This window comes from Vibrio sp. D3, from assembly GCF_043995865.1.
In the GTDB taxonomy this organism is placed as follows: Bacteria; Pseudomonadota; Gammaproteobacteria; order Enterobacterales; family Vibrionaceae; genus Vibrio; species Vibrio diabolicus.
Map to the genome: position 1 here is coordinate 1,843,443 of NZ_CP171887.1, position 19,328 is coordinate 1,862,770.

Here is a 19,328-nt window from a genome sequence, read left to right on the forward strand (position 1 = left end):
AAAATGCCGAGCGTTGTGAATCCCTCTTAAATTGCTTGTTATATTATTTTTTTTCGTCGTTCCGAATTCGTTCCATCAGCGCTTTCTCTGCACTTAACAATGTGTTTTTCTTGTACATTTGATAATAGTCGGATTGCAATTTTTCATTTTCTTTTGTGATGCTATTGAGTTCAGACTGAAGCTCAATACTCTGTTTTTTATACGGCTTCAACTCTTCAAGTAAACTTGTCACTTCTCGTAGTTCTTGCTTTAACGTGTAGTTCTCTTCGGTAAGTTTTGATATCAAGCTGGCGTCAGAACTAGCGGCACTCGACACAATATTCGATTTCAGGGCAAACCCAGCACCAGAAGACGCAATAACAGTTGAAGCGACTACGGCATACCAGCTCAATGGTAAATTTTTTATTGCCCATGAAAGGCTTACTTTATCTGTTTCAGGAACTTCTAAAACTCTATTGTCAGAGGTCACTTTATTCTCCGTAATTTAAAAATTAATATAACGCCCAATTAAGGTGTGAGGCACGCAATACGATGCTCCCGCATACCACCTTATTCACTTAAACCAACGCATAGTAAAAATGCCACGCGTGCCGAATCACTCTTAAATTGTTTGTTAGTTGCCCATCTCAAAGCCTAGTGCTAACATTTGTACACACACCAACAAAGAAATAAATCATGGACACTAGAATTCAATTTCGTGTTGATGAAGAAACAAAACGCCTAGCTCAACAAATGGCTGAGAGCCAAGGTCGCACTCTGAGTGACGCATGCCGTGAACTTACTGAGCAACTCGCTGAACAACAAAGAAAAACATTATCTCACGATGCATGGCTAACTGAACAAGTAAACCTAGCATTTGAGAAGTTTGACTCAGGAAAATCCGTTTTCGTTGAGCACCAAACGGCTAAGTCTCGAATGGAAGAGTGCAAAGCCAGAATCCGTAATCGAGGTAAGCAATGATTTTATGGGAAGAAGAGTCACTTAATGATCGCGAAAAGATCTTTGAGTTTCTCTATGACTTCAACCCTGATGCTACAGAAAAAACTGACAACCTCATTGAAGCAAAAGTAGAAAACTTGCTTGAACAGCCTTTAATGGGGGTACAACGAGATGGCATCCGCGGACGATTACTCATCATTCCTGAGATTTCGATGATTGTCTCTTACTGGGTTGAGGGCGATATCATCCGAGTTATGCGTGTACTCCACCAGAAACAAAAATTCCCTACGGATTGATTGCTTCCTCTGGGGAACTAACGCCGCATTAAGGTGCGAACAACGCAATACCACCCAACTTAAACCATTGTGCCTTAAACACTGAAACCCAGTTTAAACTGAAATCGCGAAGCGTTAGCAGTCCGCTTGAATTGCTTGTTAGGCGCTTCACACAATTAGTTGAAATTGGATTTAGGAAACCACCTTTTGGAAAAATAAGTACACGTAACCCACTGAATTTGATTAAAACCCAAATGCTAACGAGGCTAAGCCTCTGAAACCCACTGCAATCAAACCACCAAAGAAATTGGCTTTTCAGCACGTAAATTGGGATTTGGAAAGACTAACTTTCAGAGCGAAATCGAAGCCAATAAAACCGTTTCGCAGACAGATAAAATTAAAGCGATTTGAGCCAAAGAAACTGATAACAAACCGGCGACAAAACCTAATGAGGCAACCCGCGAACCTTAGAATAATTCTCGAGTTGAATAATTCAGGAATTTGGGACGATAAAGCCAGATTGCCGAGAAACTGGGGCAAATTGCCAAAGGGATAAAAAGAGATTAAACCCAAGAATTTTCTTACTGCGCCTAACGCCCGCTTAAGTGGTGAGCAACGTTACCACAAAACTTAACCATTACACCGTAAACACAAAAGCCAATTCAAACCAAAACCGCCGAGCGTTGCGAATCCGTCTTGAAGCGTTTGTTAGGCAATATTTTCACCATAGTGTTTCTCTCTATGGCAATTTGGACATAGGGCAATTGTATTCTCTATTACATCTTTACCGCCATCAGCAAGAGGCTTCTTATGGTGCACTTCAAGGTATGGAGAACCATTTGATGCCCTTATAAAAGGAGCATTGCGCTTACATTCCTCACATTTACCTTGAGCTATATATAATCTTTCCGCTATTACAATAGGACTACGAACATAAACCGTAGATGTCACTTGGTAGGTCAGTGGTTTATTTTCACAAGCCTTTAATTTTTGTCTACGTTCTTCAGGCGACATTCTCATAGCAAATGCCACCTCAGCATTAAGTGATTGCTGATATTTTTCTATTGTATTCGGAGCGTTCAATAACTCGCTAAAACGCGACACTAATTCTCTTTTTGATAATGCATTCGTTTTCGTTAACTTTTCCCAATATTCGATATGCTGTTCCAAAGAACTTATGGCGATTTTTAAAGAGTCCAAGCCATTATCTCTTGAGATACTAAGCAAAAAATACTCTAAATGAGACGTTTTAAGATTTCTTTTAAACACTTGGCCCAGTCGAAGATGCTGATAGTTGGAGATAAAGTCATTGGCACTATTTTTATTTAAGTCGTGCTTAATATTCAGTACTTTAGAACCTTCAGACTTTGTTATTTCATTATTAAACACTGCTTTAGCAATAGCGTAGGCAGCAAAAGCTTGTTCATCTGAAATTTTCACATGTGTCTCCTATGTTGCCTAACGCCGCATTAAGGTGTGAGCGGCGCTTGGCTATACTTGAGCGAAGCGAAACTGCCACGCGTTGCGAATCCCTCTTGAACAGTTTGTTAGGGCGCAGAGCCTATCGATACACGCTGACTTCTATTAAGTTTTTATCAAGATCCAAAAAATAGACCGATTGGATTGCACCAACAGCTCCTGATTTTTCAACTGGACCCTCAATAATTTTAACATTTTCTTTGACTAAATGGCTTACCACTGATGTCAACGGCCAATCTGAAATTAAGCAAACATCACCTGAACCAACATTAGCTACATTTCGCGGTTCTTGGCCAAGAAGCTGAAAGTTAATCTTTTGATTTCCGAACGTTACAGCCTTACGGCCATTGGCAAAAGTTACTTCTTCCATGCACAAAACCCGTTTATAAAAGTCCACTGATTTTTCTATGTCGGAGACTGTGAGAACAATATGATCTATGTGATGAATCATCGTTTTACTCCTTGCGCCCTAACGCCCTGTTAAGGGGTGAGCAACGCAATACCGAAGTCGCCGCATACAGCCTTAAACACTAAAACCAACGCATGATAAAATGCCACGCGTTGCGAATCCCTCTTGAACAGTTTGTTATGCCAATTTTTTCCGCTGTGCATAAGCATCATTGATCATTAAAAATGTATGGTGCATCCGCAACTTCGATTGAGCATACAAATCCCGCACTTCAGCTAACGAGAAGAACTTTGCACGACCTATTTCATCGTTGAATTTCGGCAATATGACTTGGTCTTTAACTTCTGTGACCCAGACATGACGTAATACTAATTCACCATCATCAAAACGTCCTGCATAGGTATTTAAGTAATTCTCTAAAGCAACTTCTAAACCCGTTTCTTCTGCAATTTCCCTGACCGCTGCCTCTTGAGGAAACTCTGTAGATTCAACACTGCCTGACGGTATATGCCATAGACCTTTCTTTGAGCCGGTTAGCTCTTGAACCAATAACACTTCATTGTGCTGATTAAAAATCACAGCTCCGGCAGCTTTTGCCGTAACTTCTATGTGATGCTGAATCCCATATTGCATATAATTCTATCCTCATCCATGAGAAGTCAAGTAAAAGTGGCATAACGCCTTGTTAAGGTGTGAGGCACGCAATACCGATGCTTCCGCATACCACCTTAACCACTAAAACTAACGCATAGTAAAAATGCCACGCGTGCCGAATCACTCTTGAACAATTTGTTATGCTCGTTCTTTTAGGGTTTGTAAAAGACTTACAAGATCCAAAACTGCGGTAGTTTCAAAGCGATCTAGTTTTGGTAAGACATAACTATCGTTCACCGTTTTTAAAGTAATTTCTTTGATCACTGCACCGTCCCTTGAGTAAGTCGTATCATAGGACTCAACATCACATACACTCAAATGCCAAAGTGCGCTATTTCCCAGTTTAAGACTAATACGCCCACCTAGAACCTCGATGCTGTAAAGACCATTTTTATCCGGAAGCTTTTGCTGTAACAATAAGCTAATTGCGGCTATCGAGCTCAAACCTAGCGCTACAAATAAGCTTCCTGATGCAATAGAAATAACGATAATACCTATAGTGCCGATTAAAATTGCACCTTTATTCAAAGCTTTATCTTTTTCCCTGAGATACACAACTCCCTCCTGAGAGCATAACGCCCTGTTAAGGGGTGAGCAACGCAATACCGAAGCCGCCGCAAACCACCTTAATCACTAAAATTAACGCATAGTGGAAATACCACGCGTTGCGAATCCCTCTTGAACAGTTTGTTAGGCGACATTTCTACGTTTAACTTCTTTCTCATACGAAGATTCGTTGTATAGCCAAATAGCCCAAAATGCGAAAAACATCCCGATCGTGTAAATGGAGTAATTAAGAGCATTGTCCGATAAGAAAATCGTAATGCTTGACGCATCAGAAGATGGATAAAGGAAAATAACATTAAAAATCATGTACAAAATGGCTGTGACGAAAGTTGTTCTGAAAAGCCAATTTAAACATCCTTTCTTTCGCGATTTTTGCCAATTATTAAATGCTTTACCATTCATTAATCCACTCCTTTTCTATTAACTGAAGCTAGATTCACGCCAAGATACTATCACTACTCTATCATTTATCTCATGTCGCCTAACGCCTTGCTAAGGTGTGAGTAACGCAATACAAAAGCTACCGCACAGCGCCTTAATCACCATAAGCCACCGCATAGTAAAAATGCCACGCGTTACGAATCACTCTTAAGCAATTTGTTAGTACATGCGCTACTTCTATTTGTGCACTCCAAGATATTGAAAAGTGGCATGATATGAAAGGCTTTGAACACTGAAGTGAGACGGGCAGCTACAAAACTTTACCCCGATTGAAAGACGAAAGTTGGCTAGAAGAAAAACGCACTGAACTACCCTACATTCACTAGCTTCAAATTAAAAAAGGATTCTTTCCTCGTCACTCAACAGCCACACCAAAAGTAATCAAGGTTCTCTCAAAAGCCACCACGAAAATGAAGAAGCGCTAAAGAAATAGACTAAGAGTTAGAAGCTGTAAACGATGAAATCAAAGCAAACACTCCGCATATAGTGCCACCGGAAAGAACGTGGAACGTACAAACTGAAATGTGTAAAGACAAGCGCCAAAACATATAAACACCAAAACTTATGACCTTTGATGTCAAACCCGTACTAACGCCGCATTAAGGGGTGAACAACGCAAACCACCCGACCTAAACCATTGTGCCGTAAACACTAAAGCCAATTCAAACCAAAACTGCCAAGCGTTGTGAATCCCTCTTAAATGCTTTGTTATGTGGTGGTGTATTAGTGTCGTTTAACATCTCAAATATGCAAAAAATACGCACCAGATGTCATATTTGATGCAATTTTAAACTATGTTGTTACTGCCAATAACGGCAATTTGAATAAGGATATAATATGCCTGTGAAGCACACCCCACCAGATGGGCCAAGCATTGTACACAAAGGACAAAAGGGTGGAACTACCGGTTGTGGATTTAATACAAAGGAAAACCCTAGTCACTGGACAAATACTACTAGCAAAGTGACATGTGAGAAAAATGGTTGTAAAAATTAACCAGCCAATATAACAAGGGCAAGTATATTGCCCTTATCAGTGTGCTAAGCCACTGGTGTACCCCACGAAAAGTGGACACAACATAACTACACACTTTCGAACTCAGCTGGACTCACATAGCCCAACGCTGAGTGCTTTCTATTTCGATTGTAATAGATCTCGATATATTCGAAGATCCCCATTCGAGCTTCTTCTATATCTTGGTAGTCTTCTGCATATATCAGCTCGACTTTCAGTCGACTGTAGAAGGACTCCATCACGGCATTGTCCCAACAATTGCCTTTGCGGCTCATGCTCGGCACACCTCCATGCTTACGCATGAAGTCTTGATAATCATGGGCTCTATATTGTACACCACGGTCTGAGTGGATTATGACGCCCTTAGGCGGCTTACGTGACTTAAACGCCATTTTCAGTGCATTCGTAATGAGTTGAACCGTCATCGTTGTATCTAGCGACCAACCAACAATACGCCTCGAATGCAGATCTAGTACCGTGGCTAGGTAGAGCCAACGGCTATTCACCCAGATGTATGTAATGTCAGTCACCCATTTCTGATTAGGGCTCTTTGCTTCGAAGTCTCTTCTTAACAAATTATCCGCCACATTAGTCATCGCTGCCACATCCTTAGTGTATTTGAACCCTATCCCATTGCGTGCTTTGATACCATTTTCTTTCATGATATCAGCAATATAGTTGACGCAGCAGGCATAGCCTGCTTGATTCAGCTCATCGGTGATTCGAACTGAACCATAGCGAGCACCGTGCTTCGCAAAGGTACACATGACTAACTGTTCAAAGCGGCATCGCCGCTTTGAACGCTCACTCGGCTCTCGATTTAACCATTTGTAATAACCACTCGGCGAAACGTCCAAGGCGTGGCACATATGAGTGATTTTGTATTCCCCAACATAGCTCTCGATATACTCGTACTTCACTCTTGGTTCTTCGCGAAGTACGCCGACACCTTTTTTAGGAATTCCATCTCATCACGTAGACGCTTGTTCTCGCGTCTTAGCGCTCGAAGTTCTTCGGACTCTTTCTTCGAATAATCGACACCGTCGAAGGTGTTAAACTGTTTATCAGATAGGCGTGTGAACTGGCGCTTCCAGTTACGGATCTGCTGGGCACTGATGCCCAGCTCCTTAGCAACGGAGACTGCTGTTCGGCCAGGAAGACTGGCCAGGCGCACTGCTTCTTTGCGGAACTCTTCGGTGTACGCTGGATTACGATGTTTAGCCATAAATCACCTCTCAATTAGACCCTAGATCTAACTTAGTAAAGTGTCTACTAAACGTGGGGTACTCGGCCACATAACGCCCTGCTAAGGGGTGAGCAACGCAATACCGAAGCCGCTGCATACCACCTTAATCACTAAAATCAACGCATAGTAAAAATGCCACGCGTTGTGAATCCCTCTTGAGCAGTTTGTTATGTTTATTTACCGCGAATTTTTGGGCCAAAGAATAATTCTACTTTCTCTACCGACTTGAATATCTTTTGGCTGAATTCGTCATCATCTGAAACGAAATACACAACCTTATCATTTTCAATAACTCGCTCAGGATTATTATCAACTGTTGCCCCTGGACCAGCATAAGCGCCTTTCATCCAGAAATGTAGCCAAATAGCACCTCTTAAATCTCCAATACGTTGTTGAATTTCGTTAAAACAGTTATGAGCGCTATCTGACCATATTGCTTTTGTTTCAAGACGTATTGTTTGTAGTTCTGCCCACTTCTCATAAAGCAAAGTCATACGTTCATTATATATTCGCTGCTCCTCTTCAAGACGACGTCCGGCCTCGACCTCTTCTTTACTCAGATACAACATTGGATTTCTGACAGCTTGAAGGGCTTGCTGAACTTCATAAGTCTTGAAAACTGCTTTTTTAGCGAGCTCATATTCGCTTGTACCTCGCAGCTGCCGTCTCCAAGTGAATAAACCAAATGTGCCAATAATAAGTGCACCGATGGTACCTAATATTGAAAATACATCCTTGGTTAATGACCAGTCTATTTCACTTATAGTTATGCATAGATTCAATACACTCTCCTAATAAACATAACGCCTTGCTAAGGTGTGAGTAACGCAATACAAAAGCTACCGCACAGCGCCTTAATCATCATAAGCCACCGCAAAGTAAAAATGCCACGCGTTACGAATCACTCTTAAGCAATTTGTTAGTACATGCGCTACTTCTATTTATGCGCTCCAAGATATTGAAAAGTGGCATGATATGAAAGGCTTTGAACACTGAAGTGAGACGGGCAGCTACAAAACTTTACCCCGATTGAAAGACGCAAGTTGGCTAGAAGAAAAACACACTGAACTCCCCTACTTTTACTGGCTTCAAATTAGAAAAGGATTCTATCCTCGTACTTCAACAGCCACACCAAAAGCAATCAAGGCTCTCTTAAAAGCCAACACGAAAATGAAGAAGCGCCAAAGAAATAGGCTAAGAGTTAGAAGCCGTTAAACGGTGAAATCAAAGTGAACACTCCACATATAGTGCCACCGGAAAGAACGTGAAAGCCACTAACTGAAAGGTGTAAATACAAGCGATAAAACAGATAAACACCAAAACTTATGACCTTTGATGTCAAACCCGTACTAACGCCGCATTAAGGTGTGAGCGACGCTTGGCTATACTTGAGCGAAGCGAAAGCGCCAAGCGTTGCGAATCACTCTTAAATGCTTTGTTATATGAAACTTCAAATGGTAACTGAACCTATATATTTACCTTGTTCTTCGAACACGGTTTGGCGAACGATGCCCACTTTACCTTTTGCAGCCCCCTTAGAAGCCGTTGCTCGCATGTGGCGGTCGAAGATAGATACTGGCAACTGAAACAACTCGAATTTACCACTTTCTTGTTGAAATGCACCAACTACAAAATCCAGTCGTTCTAGCATTTTGTAGGTAACACCAACACTGTCTGTATCGACCTTTGCACACTTAATGACAACATGACTGTCTTTATAGATGCATTCGTTACTGATTTTGGACGAGATAGAAGTGCCGAGCTTTTCTGCAATAATACGAGCAGTCTGCCTACCCCAGTCATTCGCAGCTGCTCCTGATGATTGATTCTGAGTCATAACCTATCTCCTTTCATATAACGCCCAATTAAGGTGTGAAGCACGCATTGACCAAGCCGCCGCATAGCACTTCAACACCGAAAGCCAACGCATGGCAAAAATGCCACGCGTGCTGAATCACTCTTAAATTGTTTGTTATGGCGCTCCACTCAACATTAGCTCTTGTATGTCAATTTGGTCTACTTCCCTACCCAATATCCGCTTGTACTCGACTAAACGATGAACTGGGATAACTGGCAACTCGATACCTTGATAATCTTTAATAACTGATTCTGAAAAATAGATTTCAAGCTGGTGCCAAGAGCCATCTTGATGTGATTGTATCTTAGTATGTTCAGACAAACCGATTTCAATTTTTTGATTTTGGTAAATCAATTGGAAATACTCTAGATCCCAACCATATTCGGCATAATGAGTTAACGGTTTGGATATGTATTTTGCTACATGCGATAACACTTTGTCTGCGTCTGAGTTTCGAATATAAAGATCTATATCTGCGATTTCCCGACTTCCACCATGAATAGTTGCCGCTAATCCACCTACTATTTGATACTCCACAGCCTCTGCATCCAAGATCTGTTTGAGCCACTGCAAGGCTACTTTAACTTTGTCACACATCTAGTTCCCTTAGCTGAATTTGCCCTGCGCCATAACGCCGCATTAAGGTGTGAGCAACGCTACCACCAGACGAAACCTGTACGCCTTAAACACGAAACCCAACGATGACATAAAAAATGCCAAGCGTTGGGAATCACTCTTAAATGCCTTGTTAGTTTTTTGTTTCTAGAGAGTGCTTATTTTCCAAGTCTTCTACCTTATTTTTAAGTTTCTCTAACTTTCGAGAATAAATAAAGAAACCGATTTGAGAACATACTACGGCCACATAGAACAGGTTATCTCTATGTTGAGCTGGAGCATCATTCCACAACCATATAGCGAAGACAGTGACAAGCACATAAGAAATAATATTTGAAATCATTGATGAAGCCCCGAAACCAATCGTACACTTCGATTTTCTAACTCTGTATTAACTTTTTTTAATTCAGACTTATTAAACGCAACAGCTCCCCAAATGACAAGCATAGCTAAACCACCTCTGCCAAGTTTACCTCTAGCTTTAGATTCCTTGTATAGGTCTTTGAGTCCAAGGCTTGAAGCACCAATACCTATATAACTAGCGAAATTGTCTAAAAAGCTATGAAAATCTTTATCAGACTGTAACTCTTTCTCAGTCATTGACCACATGCCATATTGTGGGTTAACAAAAGTAGTGTCTAGCGCTCCTGTTACTAGTTTTCCCATTAAGGCTCTATTCGAAACACTTCGTATCAGTTTCATAGCATCTACTCGTTGCTTCTGACTGAGATGTCTATACAAGATCATCGAACAAATCGCATCTACTTCTACTTTTCCAGCCCCAACAAGTAGTTCTGGTTTAAAACCGATTATTTTAGCTAATATTCTTAATTGTTCTTGCTCATTACTTGGCAAATTATACGGTAAACTGCTAACTGAAATTACGTTACTCATCACTCATCCATGTATAATTTTAGGGCTTATTTTATGAAATAAAAAGAATAACATATGCACTCAGTGGTGTATAGGAAATGTTATGAAACTAACGCCCTGTTAAGGGGTGAGCAACGCAATACAAAAGCCGCCGCATACCACCTTAATCACTTAAACCAACGCATAGTAAAAATGCCACGCGTTGCGAATCACTCTTAAACAGTTTGTTATGAGTATGACTCAAATGGTGTGAGGTCTATACCCTCGATGTCGCAAACCGCTTTAATCGTTGGGTTCAAACAAAGACGCTTTAAATACGCTGCTAGGTGTTTGAAATTAAGTGGTGACTTTTCAATTGGTAACGACCATTCTGCAAGCATAAACAAGAAGTAGTCGCATGCGGTTAAGGTGTCACCCAACAAGTATTCATGATGCTCTAACTGGTCGTTGATGATTGACAGTGCATCAGCAATTCTTTCGTCCTGCGCCGCTATTACATTTGGAATGGTAGCTTCATCGTTAGTGTGGCGATGAGGGTAATAGCGAACCATAAGTTCAGCTTGCAGCGTATTATTGAGAAACGCGAGCCATTGATAAAACAAAGGACGAGTCGGCTCACCTAACGATGGCATTAAATCGGATTCAGGGTGCAACTCGCAGATGTACATACAGATAGCTGGACTTTCGAAAATGGGCTGTTCATTAACAACTAAGGTCGGTATGCGCCCTGCTGGGTTGAGCCTAAGATAATCCGCTGATTTTTGAGAGTTCGATTTTTTATCAACTAACAATAGCTCATAGCCTGCTTTTAAATGATGAAGCAAAAAATGAGGAGCTAGACTCGCATTGTTTGGATAGTAATAAAGCTTGAACAAAATTGACTCCTTGTCTCTAAAATTGCGGATACTCATAACGCCTTGTTAAGGGGTGAGCAACGCAATACCGATGCCGCCGCATGCCACCTTAATCACTAAAAGCAACGCATAGTAAAAATGCCACGCGTTGCGAATCCCTCTTGAACAATTTGTTAGCTTAAATTATGTAGCACCAAACCAGACCACCCCAAAACAGAATATTCAAAGTCCAGACCATTACACTCTGAACTGGAAGCATATGAAAAACTAACTGGGGACATGCCTTAAGTTCACTAGGAGAGAACAGCATTTGCGGCTGAAAATCCCAACTAGTAGCTAAACGCAGACCTCTTTTGAATCTAGGATGATTCACCAAGTATTCAGCGTAGGATGAATAAATTGTCCATAACCCCAAAAAGCCTAGTAACTCAATTAGGGATATCACTTCCAAGCTAAATGGCAATAGTGAAGGTCCACCAATGAGCAAAATAGCTGCAAATATCCATTTTCTATTTCTCATTACACATCCTTTTTAATGATTTAAGCTAACGCCCTGTTAAGGGGTGAGCAACGCAATACCGAAGCCGCCGCAGACCACCTTAATCACTTAAACCAACGCATAGTAAAAATGCTACGCGTTGCGAATCCCTCTTAAACAGTTTGTTAGTTGCGTGCTCAACTCGTCCACCAAACCCTTTATTTGAGATTGTGTATACCCATTTATAGCTAGACGCTCACTTTCATTGACTAAGAAACCAACTAGATCAACAGAGATACTGATTAACTCTACTAATTCATTAAACGTAAAGACATAGAGTGATGGGTGCTGATGGATAAATGTATTCCTAACTGTCTGCAAACGGCTAACTTTTTCTTTTTCAAATCGCTGACTATCAATTACTTGGCTACCCATGTAAGGAAGAAAGTCTTCTTTCCGCAGTTTTTCGTAAAGCCATTCGATATTATCTAAATCACCATACTCCGAGTGATAACTATCTTTTTTCCGAACTAGGCGTGAGTCCGATGTAATGAGAGCTAAACACATTGCCGATTGAACAGAGTTATGCCCGTAGATCACTGCCCATTTGAAATACGTGTTTTGCCCGCTTTCAATTTGAGACAAAGCGTCAAGTAAGCACCGCAATGGCATGACTAGATCTGTTTCGAGATCAAATGATACCAGCTTCTCTTTCATGTACTTACCTATTATTTATGAAAGCAACTAACGCCCTGTTAAGGGGTGAGCAACACAATACCGAAGCCGCCGCAAACCGCCTTAAACACTAAAACCAACGCATAATGAAAATGCCACGCGTTGCGAATCCCTCTTGAACAGTTTGTTATGTACGTGGTTGGTTCTATCCCCAGAAACACCCATAAGTATCGTCTTCCAATATTTCCAAGAAAGCTTCTAGAAGTTGAATCTCTGGAATTGGCTCATACGAATGCCATTTTTGGTCGGATTTCATCCAGTAAATTTTCCACGCGTCACGCGACTTATAATATTTGACTTTGGCAACTGGGCACTCCATTTTTTCGGATGGATCATTCCACTTAGGACGTATCTCGAAGATTTCGATGACTTGCCCCTCTAACCGATACCCAATATCAAGTTGGTTGCGGATCTCTTCTGGCGGCCGACAAGAATCAAGGTACTTCTCCACTGCCTTTCTGTAACGCTGTTGCTCTATTTCTGAAAATGCCATATCTATCACCTAACCCTCTAATTAAGCTAAGTTTACGACCTAATTTCATACGTTGGCTAGGTTAATTTTCGAGAAAGTACATAACGCCCTGTTAAGGGGTGAGCAACGCAATACCAAAACCGCCGCATACCACCTTAAACACTAAAACCAACGCACAGTGAAAATGCCACGCGTTGCGAATCCCTCTTGAACAGTTTGTTATGTGCGTGGTTGAAACCTATTCTACACTTGGCTCCGGTAAAACTGGTGGTGTACTGTCCATATAAGTTAAAAAGTTTTCCCATAACTCGTGCGTTCTTTGCTTAGTTAACTTAATTTTGCACGATATCGCCATAATTCCACGAATAGTTCCATCACGCCATTGCGTATAAACCGAATCACAGTGAGAGGACATATATGCTTGCCAATCCTGTTGCGCAAGCTTAATTGCTGCGATCAGTTCTGGGTCATGAGAGTTATGCTCAAAGCTAGTGCTTAGATATTTGTCTAATTTAACTTGTGCTGACTCTAGTTCAATAGCGGCACATTGGTTTATCTCGATTGTGGTCATCGCGTTATTACAGTCAATGGACTCTTCTTCAGCAAGAGCACCAAACGAAAGACTAGCTAATATGATGATTAGACACTTATTCATCGTTTTCTCCGAAAGCACATAACGCCGCGTTAAGTGGTGAGCAACGCTAACCACCAAACCTAACCCATTGTGCCTTAAACACTTAATTCAACTGGAAGTAAAATCGCCATGCGTTGTGAATCCGCCTTAAACGCTTTGTTATATGCGTACTAATTTGTGCGATCGACTTTGGTATAAACGCTAGAACAAGCCTTACAGGAATAGTACGCATCACTGCCAGGGAAGTGCATGCCATCTATATACTGGGATGGTTGCTTTGGAATAAACGAGAGATGGATATACTTCTCATCATTTTCGTAACACTTAGTACAAAACGGAGAATCATCACCTTCAGACCAATACATTTCAGATTTTGAGTCGTATTTGATTAAGTCTCGCTCACTCAACTTTATCTTAAGCTGCCTGATTTCCTCATTCTTTTGAGCCAAAAGGCCTTGGAGCTGTGATGCTTCAACCATAGTCAACGATAATTGTTGTGTTAACGTTGCTAGGTGCAACTGTAACTCCAATGAGTCAGGTTTATCTTTTTGTACTAACTTGAGCGTTTCTAGTGACTTATTAAGAAAGTCAATTAGTGTTACGCCTGTCGCCAAAGTTACATCCATTCGAATTTCCTCATTAGCATATAACGCCCTGCTAAGGGGTGAGCAACGCAATACAAAAGCCGCTGCATACCACCTTAATCACTTAAACCAACGCATAGTAAAAATGCCACGCGTTGCGAATCCCTCTTGAGCAGTTTGTTAGTCGCGAGGCACCGAGCGACAATTTTAAGCCAAACTAAACTTTGCGAACAACAAACTTTATGTGCTTTGATGCACTTAAGTCAGGCGTAGTTTCAAAGCGGCTACTCAATGAAACCACTTGGAACAAACAGCGCCGTAGAAAACGGACTGACAACACCAAAAAACGCTTTTGCAAAACCAATCTCACAGTGCGGACTTTCAACAAAGTCACTGAAACCACGTGAAACTTACCACACCAGAGAAAACGTCTTTTCAGCGAGTAAATTTGCTTTTGAACCAACAAACTCACCGAGCGGAGTTGCAAGCAAAAATAGACTCTCGATTGCCCTGCCCTGTCAGCACCAAAGAACAAAACAACCGCTAGGACATTTACAAAACTTGGGACTTGAAACAGTTGAAACAGAGTTTTGACCATCGACGACGCGTCTGCGTATCAAACGATCATCCGCCAAATTCTGAGCTTAGAAACATGATTTTGATTACTAGTTTTTCTGGCGACTAACGCCGCATTAAGGGGTGAACAACGCCACCACCCAACCTAAGCTATTGTGCCGTAAACACTAAAGTTGATTCAAACCAAAACTGCCAAGCGTTGTGAATCCCTCTTGAATGCTTTGTTAGTTGCCAAACCTAACGCTTTGATTTGATGTTAATTGCCGCTTTGCCAACACTGTCTTTGCGTATTTTGGAAAACTCAAATCAGGCGCAGTTTCCAAGCGCCTGTCACTGAAACCACTTGGAACATACAACGCCGTAGAAAACGAGCTAACAACACCAAAAAGCGCCTTTGGACAAACAATGTTACAGAGCTAACTTTCAACATATAAATCGGTTTCTGAAATAGAGAATACAACCACAAAAGAAACCAACGCACGATTTTACAAACCCAAATAACTAGAAACTGAAATACGAAAACCGAGCCAAAAACACACGGACCTTAGCCCTAAATATTTTGTTTTAGCTGCGTTTTTCTCGTTGGCAACTAACGCCCTGTTAAGGGGTGAGCAACGCAATACCGAAGCCGCCGCAAACCACCTTAAACACTAAAATCAACGCATAGTAAAAATGCCACGCGTTGCGAATCCCTCTTGAACAGTTTGTTAACTGAGCGCCCTTCAGTTTTCGCCGAGCTTACAGCCACTGTAGCCAAAGCTGGTTTCACTAATTAATGATTAGTAAAGCTAACTCAAATATGTGTTTAACCAAAAGATTACAGTTTATCTTTAGTTTGAAATGTGTCTCACAACACCATACTTCGGCGATGTAAGTTCGCCGAACTAATCGCGAATGCCTTATATTATTAGAAGGCTTTGTGCCGCCTTTCACATCAGTAAACTTAAGTACCAAATTTAAATTAGTCGCATTAGCTAAATTAAGGAAACCAACCGAACACGCTAGACCTCTGGACCTAGAAACCGTATCAATGTGCTTTCGTATTTTCTGCGCCAGTTAACGCCCAATTAAGGGGTGAGTAACGCAGCACAGATGCCGCTGCAAGCCGCCTTAATAACTAAAATTAACGCATAGCAAAAATGCCACGCGTTACGAATCCCTCTTGAATTGTTTGTTAGCACGCTGCCCTCAAAGCCTTTGGTGCATGCCAAGACATTGAAATATAACACGAAACTTATTGCTTAAAACACTGAAACCAAACGGGCAGCTGCCAAACTTAAAACTAACCTCAAAACATAAGTTGGCTAGAAGAAAAACATGCTTAACAGCCCTTTTTCACCGCTTTCAAATTAGCAAAGGATACGGACTTCGAACTTGAACAACGGCGACAAAGAAACGCTTTTTTACCTAAAATTCCGCAGCACTAAAGAAATAACACCAGAGAAATAGCCCGAAAGTTAGAAACCGTAAACGATGAACTCAAAGCGAAAACTTCACATCTAGTGCCACCGGAGCGAACGTGAAAGGCACATTTGATCAGGTGTAAAGCGAGGAAAAGAAGCCAATAAAAACATAAACTTTTAGCCTTAAATACCAATCCAGTGCTAACGCCGCATTAAGGTGTGAGCAACGCAACCACTAAACTAAACCATACCACCGTAAACACAAAACCCAACGATGGAATGAAAAATGCCAAGCGTTGGGAATCACTCTTGAATGCTTTGTTAGTTGCCAAACCTAACGCTTTGATTTGATGTTAATTGCCGCTTTGCCAACACTAGTTTTACGTGTTTTAAGAAAATCCAATCAGGCGCAGTTTCAAAGCGCCTGTCACTGAAACCATTTGGAATTTACAACGCCGTAGAAAACGGACTTTGAACACCGAACAAACCTTTTGGAAAGACAATGCCTCAGAGCTGACTTTCAACTAACAAAGCGGCTTCTGAAACAGAAAACCCAAACCGAACAAAAAGCCAAAGCATGATTTTCACAAGTCCAAATAACTAGAAATTGAAAGACGAAAACCTAGCCAAAAACACACGGACATTAGCCCTAAACATTCTGCTTTAGGTACGTTTATTCTCGTTGGCAACTAACGCCGCGTTAAGTAGTGAGCAACGCCACCACTGTTCCTAACCATGCCACCTTAAACACAAAAACCAACGATGGAATGAAAAATGCTATGCGTTGGGAATCTGTCTTGAACGCTTTGTTATGAAGGTCTATTCGATTGAATCTGCAGCTTGCTGTAACTTGAGCGCATATAATTGTAAGCATATTTTTATTTGACCATCATAATAATCTTCTAAAACTGCTTTGTTCTGCTGTTGCATTGCCGGTGGCATTGCTTGCATTAATTTTTTTGCGCTCTCTAGACCATACTGCTTACATGATTCGACAACTTTAATAGCGTAATCTTGAGCTCGATCTAAACCATCTTTACTAAAATCATCCGCACTTACTGGAAATCCTAGGTAAATTACAATTAAGAATGAAATGCATTTGTTCAAGCGCATACGGAAATTCCATTAGAGCAATAATTAATTGTAATAATAGTAGACCAGCAACGCTCGAATATGTACTGAACTTCATAACGCCCAATTAAGGTGTGAGCCACGCTACCACAACACTCAATTTGGACGCCGTAAACACTAAACTAAACCCAAACCAAAAATGCCAAGCGTGGGGAATCACTCTTAAATTGTTTGTTATATTTATGATATCTCTATATTTTGTCCCACTTTATGAGAGATTTTCTTCTAGCCACTATTAGATAGTAAACACTGATTGCAATAGAGAATACAGAACTCATTATGAGTGCATTTGTTAACGTATCTATAAACTTAGAATTTTCTTGAGCCAAGCTAAACAGATACGTTATAAAAAGATATACGATGAAAAATTCAATGAATTTCAAGACTATGTTCATATGAAGTGATTCCCAATATACGGGTTTTAACTGAACGCCTCGGCTTCGCAAAAACCTATACAAGATAGTCTTATCTGTATTGCAAGAAAGCCCCAAGTCTTTTAGGTGGTTGTCAGCTCTTTCTAACTTATCTTGATAACTCATAAATCCCCCTCAAATCGGAAACGATAACAAAGGTAGAAAGACTAAATTTCGAGTAACTTCATGATTTGAAAATAAATATAACGCCCTGCTAAGGGGTGAGCAACGCAATACCGAAGCCGCTGCATACCACCTTAATCACTAAAATCAACGCATAGTAAAAATGCCACGCGTTGTGAATCCCTCTTGAGCAGTTTGTTATGTTTATTTACCGCGAATTTTTGGGCCAAAGAATAATTCTACTTTCTCTACCGACTTGAATATCTTTTGGCTGAATTCGTCATCATCTGAAACGAAATACACAACCTTATCATTTTCAATAACTCGCTCAGGATTATTATCAACTGTTGCCCCTGGACCAGCATAAGCGCCTTTCATCCAGAAATGTAGCCAAATAGCACCTCTTAAATCTCCAATACGTTGTTGAATTTCGTTAAAACAGTTATGAGCGCTATCTGACCATATTGCTTTTGTTTCAAGACGTATTGTTTGTAGTTCTGCCCACTTCTCATAAAGCAAAGTCATACGTTCATTATATATTCGCTGCTCCTCTTCAAGACGACGTCCGGCCTCGACCTCTTCTTTACTCAGATACAACATTGGATTTCTGACAGCTTGAAGGGCTTGCTGAACTTCATAAGTCTTGAAAACTGCTTTTTTAGCGAGCTCATATTCGCTTGTACCTCGCAGCTGCCGTCTCCAAGTGAATAAACCAAATGTGCCAATAATAAGTGCACCGATGGTACCTAATATTGAAAATACATCCTTGGTTAATGACCAGTCTATTTCACTTATAGTTATGCATAGATTCAATACACTCTCCTAATAAACATAACGCCCTGTTAAGGTGTGAGCAACGCAATACCGAAGCTCCCGCATACCACCTTAAACACTAAAACCAACGCATAGTAAAAATGCCACGCGTTGCGAATCACTCTTAAACAGTTTGTTATATACCGCTATCGACTAAAATTTTAGTCAGTGTTTCTTGGATATTGTTATCAAGACTATCTTTTACATGCACTTGTTCATCTTGAGATAAAAGTGAGAATTGCGCGGGAAGTTCTTCGATGTCGAGAACCTTAACCCCTTTTAAGTAACACGTACTGCATTTGCTGTCGCCATCAATATATGGAACAACATTTAACGATACATATGTTATTGCACCCATTCGTTTACCAAAGATTGATTGTTGATGGACACCATAGCCGAAAGTATTCGATACACCATAAATATCTCTAGGTACAAGCTTTATAGCCATATCAACATCACCGATTTCTGACTCCGAGATAAGCTTAACCGCCATCCCTTTTGCCTCGACATAGTCTTTGACCGTTTTAACAAGTAAATCAGAGAAAGAACTATCTTTAACTGCATCATAATCGTTGTTAAATATCGTTGTTCCAGTCGTTACAAAGTTAGGATATTCAGGAAACTCGTTAACTACCCCGACGGTTTCAACTTCCTTAAGATCTTGCGGTTTCAACGTAGATGCACAGCCTGTAAGAACTACTAACAATAACAATGAGTAAACTAACTTTATTTTATTTTTCAC

Annotated in this window: 24 protein-coding genes; 3 read left to right on the top strand and 21 right to left on the bottom strand. The window is 40.8% G+C overall.

Annotated elements, in window-relative coordinates; genetic code table 11:
- Positions 1 to 43: 43 nt before the first annotated feature.
- Positions 44 to 469: a hypothetical protein gene (locus ACHFJ9_RS16435; RefSeq protein WP_145531951.1), complete on the bottom strand. Its 426-nt coding sequence runs from the start codon at positions 467 to 469 to the stop codon at positions 44 to 46.
- A gap of 206 nt (positions 470 to 675) precedes the next feature.
- Here ACHFJ9_RS16435 and ACHFJ9_RS16440 point away from each other — a divergent pair, with 206 nt between their 5' ends.
- Positions 676 to 960: a type II toxin-antitoxin system RelB/DinJ family antitoxin gene (locus ACHFJ9_RS16440; RefSeq protein WP_053807693.1), complete on the top strand. Its 285-nt coding sequence runs from the start codon at positions 676 to 678 to the stop codon at positions 958 to 960.
- Positions 957 to 1,235 carry a type II toxin-antitoxin system RelE/ParE family toxin gene (locus ACHFJ9_RS16445; RefSeq protein ID WP_395355538.1) on the top strand — a complete coding sequence of 93 codons (279 nt, stop codon included), beginning with the start codon at positions 957 to 959 and terminating at the stop codon, positions 1,233 to 1,235. The genes ACHFJ9_RS16440 and ACHFJ9_RS16445 overlap by 4 nt, the downstream gene beginning before the upstream one ends.
- A gap of 687 nt (positions 1,236 to 1,922) precedes the next feature.
- Here the strand turns inward: ACHFJ9_RS16445 and ACHFJ9_RS16450 are convergent.
- The 16 genes from ACHFJ9_RS16450 to ACHFJ9_RS16525 all read right to left on the bottom strand — a co-directional run bounded on the left by ACHFJ9_RS16450 (position 1,923) and on the right by ACHFJ9_RS16525 (position 14,169).
- Positions 1,923 to 2,654: an HNH endonuclease signature motif containing protein gene (locus tag ACHFJ9_RS16450; protein ID WP_053807083.1), complete on the bottom strand. Its 732-nt coding sequence runs from the start codon at positions 2,652 to 2,654 to the stop codon at positions 1,923 to 1,925.
- Between the two features lie 121 nt (positions 2,655 to 2,775).
- A complete protein-coding gene (locus ACHFJ9_RS16455; protein WP_053807082.1) occupies positions 2,776 to 3,144 on the bottom strand; it encodes a VOC family protein in 369 nt (122 codons plus the stop codon).
- Between the two features lie 135 nt (positions 3,145 to 3,279).
- Positions 3,280 to 3,735, bottom strand: coding sequence for an NUDIX domain-containing protein (locus tag ACHFJ9_RS16460; protein ID WP_053807081.1), 456 nt, complete (start codon positions 3,733 to 3,735; stop codon positions 3,280 to 3,282).
- A gap of 159 nt (positions 3,736 to 3,894) precedes the next feature.
- Positions 3,895 to 4,311 carry a hypothetical protein gene (locus tag ACHFJ9_RS16465; RefSeq protein WP_145473876.1) on the bottom strand — a complete coding sequence of 139 codons (417 nt, stop codon included), beginning with the start codon at positions 4,309 to 4,311 and terminating at the stop codon, positions 3,895 to 3,897.
- A gap of 1,535 nt (positions 4,312 to 5,846) precedes the next feature.
- Positions 5,847 to 6,698 carry an IS3 family transposase gene (locus ACHFJ9_RS16470; protein ID WP_395355542.1) on the bottom strand — a complete coding sequence of 284 codons (852 nt, stop codon included), beginning with the start codon at positions 6,696 to 6,698 and terminating at the stop codon, positions 5,847 to 5,849.
- The gene (locus ACHFJ9_RS16475; protein WP_317397711.1) at positions 6,695 to 7,003 is read right to left on the bottom strand and encodes a transposase; all 309 of its coding nucleotides are present in this window, start codon (positions 7,001 to 7,003) and stop codon (positions 6,695 to 6,697) included. Before ACHFJ9_RS16475 ends, ACHFJ9_RS16470 begins: the two co-directional genes overlap by 4 nt.
- A gap of 194 nt (positions 7,004 to 7,197) precedes the next feature.
- The gene (locus ACHFJ9_RS16480; protein ID WP_395355544.1) at positions 7,198 to 7,806 is read right to left on the bottom strand and encodes a hypothetical protein; all 609 of its coding nucleotides are present in this window, start codon (positions 7,804 to 7,806) and stop codon (positions 7,198 to 7,200) included.
- A gap of 668 nt (positions 7,807 to 8,474) precedes the next feature.
- Complete coding sequence (locus tag ACHFJ9_RS16485) at positions 8,475 to 8,861, bottom strand: hypothetical protein (protein WP_053808626.1); 387 nt, start codon at positions 8,859 to 8,861, stop codon at positions 8,475 to 8,477.
- A 135-nt stretch (positions 8,862 to 8,996) separates the two neighbouring features.
- Positions 8,997 to 9,479, bottom strand: coding sequence for a hypothetical protein (locus ACHFJ9_RS16490; protein ID WP_053808630.1), 483 nt, complete (start codon positions 9,477 to 9,479; stop codon positions 8,997 to 8,999).
- A 357-nt stretch (positions 9,480 to 9,836) separates the two neighbouring features.
- On the bottom strand, positions 9,837 to 10,391 hold the full coding sequence (locus ACHFJ9_RS16495; protein ID WP_053807654.1) for a hypothetical protein: 555 nt from the start codon (positions 10,389 to 10,391) through the stop codon (positions 9,837 to 9,839).
- Between the two features lie 206 nt (positions 10,392 to 10,597).
- The gene (locus ACHFJ9_RS16500) at positions 10,598 to 11,245 is read right to left on the bottom strand and encodes a glutathione S-transferase family protein (RefSeq protein ID WP_395355548.1); all 648 of its coding nucleotides are present in this window, start codon (positions 11,243 to 11,245) and stop codon (positions 10,598 to 10,600) included.
- Positions 11,246 to 11,402: 157 nt separating this feature from the next.
- A complete protein-coding gene (locus tag ACHFJ9_RS16505; protein ID WP_053807656.1) occupies positions 11,403 to 11,744 on the bottom strand; it encodes a hypothetical protein in 342 nt (113 codons plus the stop codon).
- A 111-nt stretch (positions 11,745 to 11,855) separates the two neighbouring features.
- Positions 11,856 to 12,419, bottom strand: coding sequence for a hypothetical protein (locus ACHFJ9_RS16510; RefSeq protein ID WP_395355550.1), 564 nt, complete (start codon positions 12,417 to 12,419; stop codon positions 11,856 to 11,858).
- 163 nt (positions 12,420 to 12,582) lie between these two features.
- The gene (locus ACHFJ9_RS16515; RefSeq protein ID WP_017042813.1) at positions 12,583 to 12,930 is read right to left on the bottom strand and encodes a DUF3024 domain-containing protein; all 348 of its coding nucleotides are present in this window, start codon (positions 12,928 to 12,930) and stop codon (positions 12,583 to 12,585) included.
- A 217-nt stretch (positions 12,931 to 13,147) separates the two neighbouring features.
- Positions 13,148 to 13,564, bottom strand: a complete 417-nt coding sequence (locus ACHFJ9_RS16520; protein WP_317388475.1) for a lysozyme inhibitor LprI family protein — start codon at positions 13,562 to 13,564, stop codon at positions 13,148 to 13,150.
- Between the two features lie 149 nt (positions 13,565 to 13,713).
- Entirely contained in the window at positions 13,714 to 14,169 is a 456-nt protein-coding gene (locus ACHFJ9_RS16525) for a hypothetical protein (protein WP_180777395.1), read from the bottom strand.
- A 249-nt stretch (positions 14,170 to 14,418) separates the two neighbouring features.
- Between ACHFJ9_RS16525 and ACHFJ9_RS16530 the strand changes: the two genes are divergently transcribed.
- Complete coding sequence (locus ACHFJ9_RS16530) at positions 14,419 to 14,721, top strand: hypothetical protein (protein ID WP_395355553.1); 303 nt, start codon at positions 14,419 to 14,421, stop codon at positions 14,719 to 14,721.
- Between the two features lie 2,204 nt (positions 14,722 to 16,925).
- Here the strand turns inward: ACHFJ9_RS16530 and ACHFJ9_RS16535 are convergent.
- From ACHFJ9_RS16535 to ACHFJ9_RS16550, 4 genes are all read right to left on the bottom strand, one after another.
- Entirely contained in the window at positions 16,926 to 17,219 is a 294-nt protein-coding gene (locus ACHFJ9_RS16535; protein ID WP_080607105.1) for a hypothetical protein, read from the bottom strand.
- A gap of 209 nt (positions 17,220 to 17,428) precedes the next feature.
- Positions 17,429 to 17,776: a DUF6404 family protein gene (locus ACHFJ9_RS16540; protein WP_374041511.1), complete on the bottom strand. Its 348-nt coding sequence runs from the start codon at positions 17,774 to 17,776 to the stop codon at positions 17,429 to 17,431.
- Positions 17,777 to 17,977: 201 nt separating this feature from the next.
- Positions 17,978 to 18,586 (bottom strand): hypothetical protein, encoded by a 609-nt coding sequence (locus tag ACHFJ9_RS16545; RefSeq protein ID WP_395355544.1) that lies wholly within the window; start codon positions 18,584 to 18,586, stop codon positions 17,978 to 17,980.
- Positions 18,587 to 18,722: 136 nt separating this feature from the next.
- Positions 18,723 to 19,328: a hypothetical protein gene (locus ACHFJ9_RS16550; protein WP_395355556.1), complete on the bottom strand. Its 606-nt coding sequence runs from the start codon at positions 19,326 to 19,328 to the stop codon at positions 18,723 to 18,725.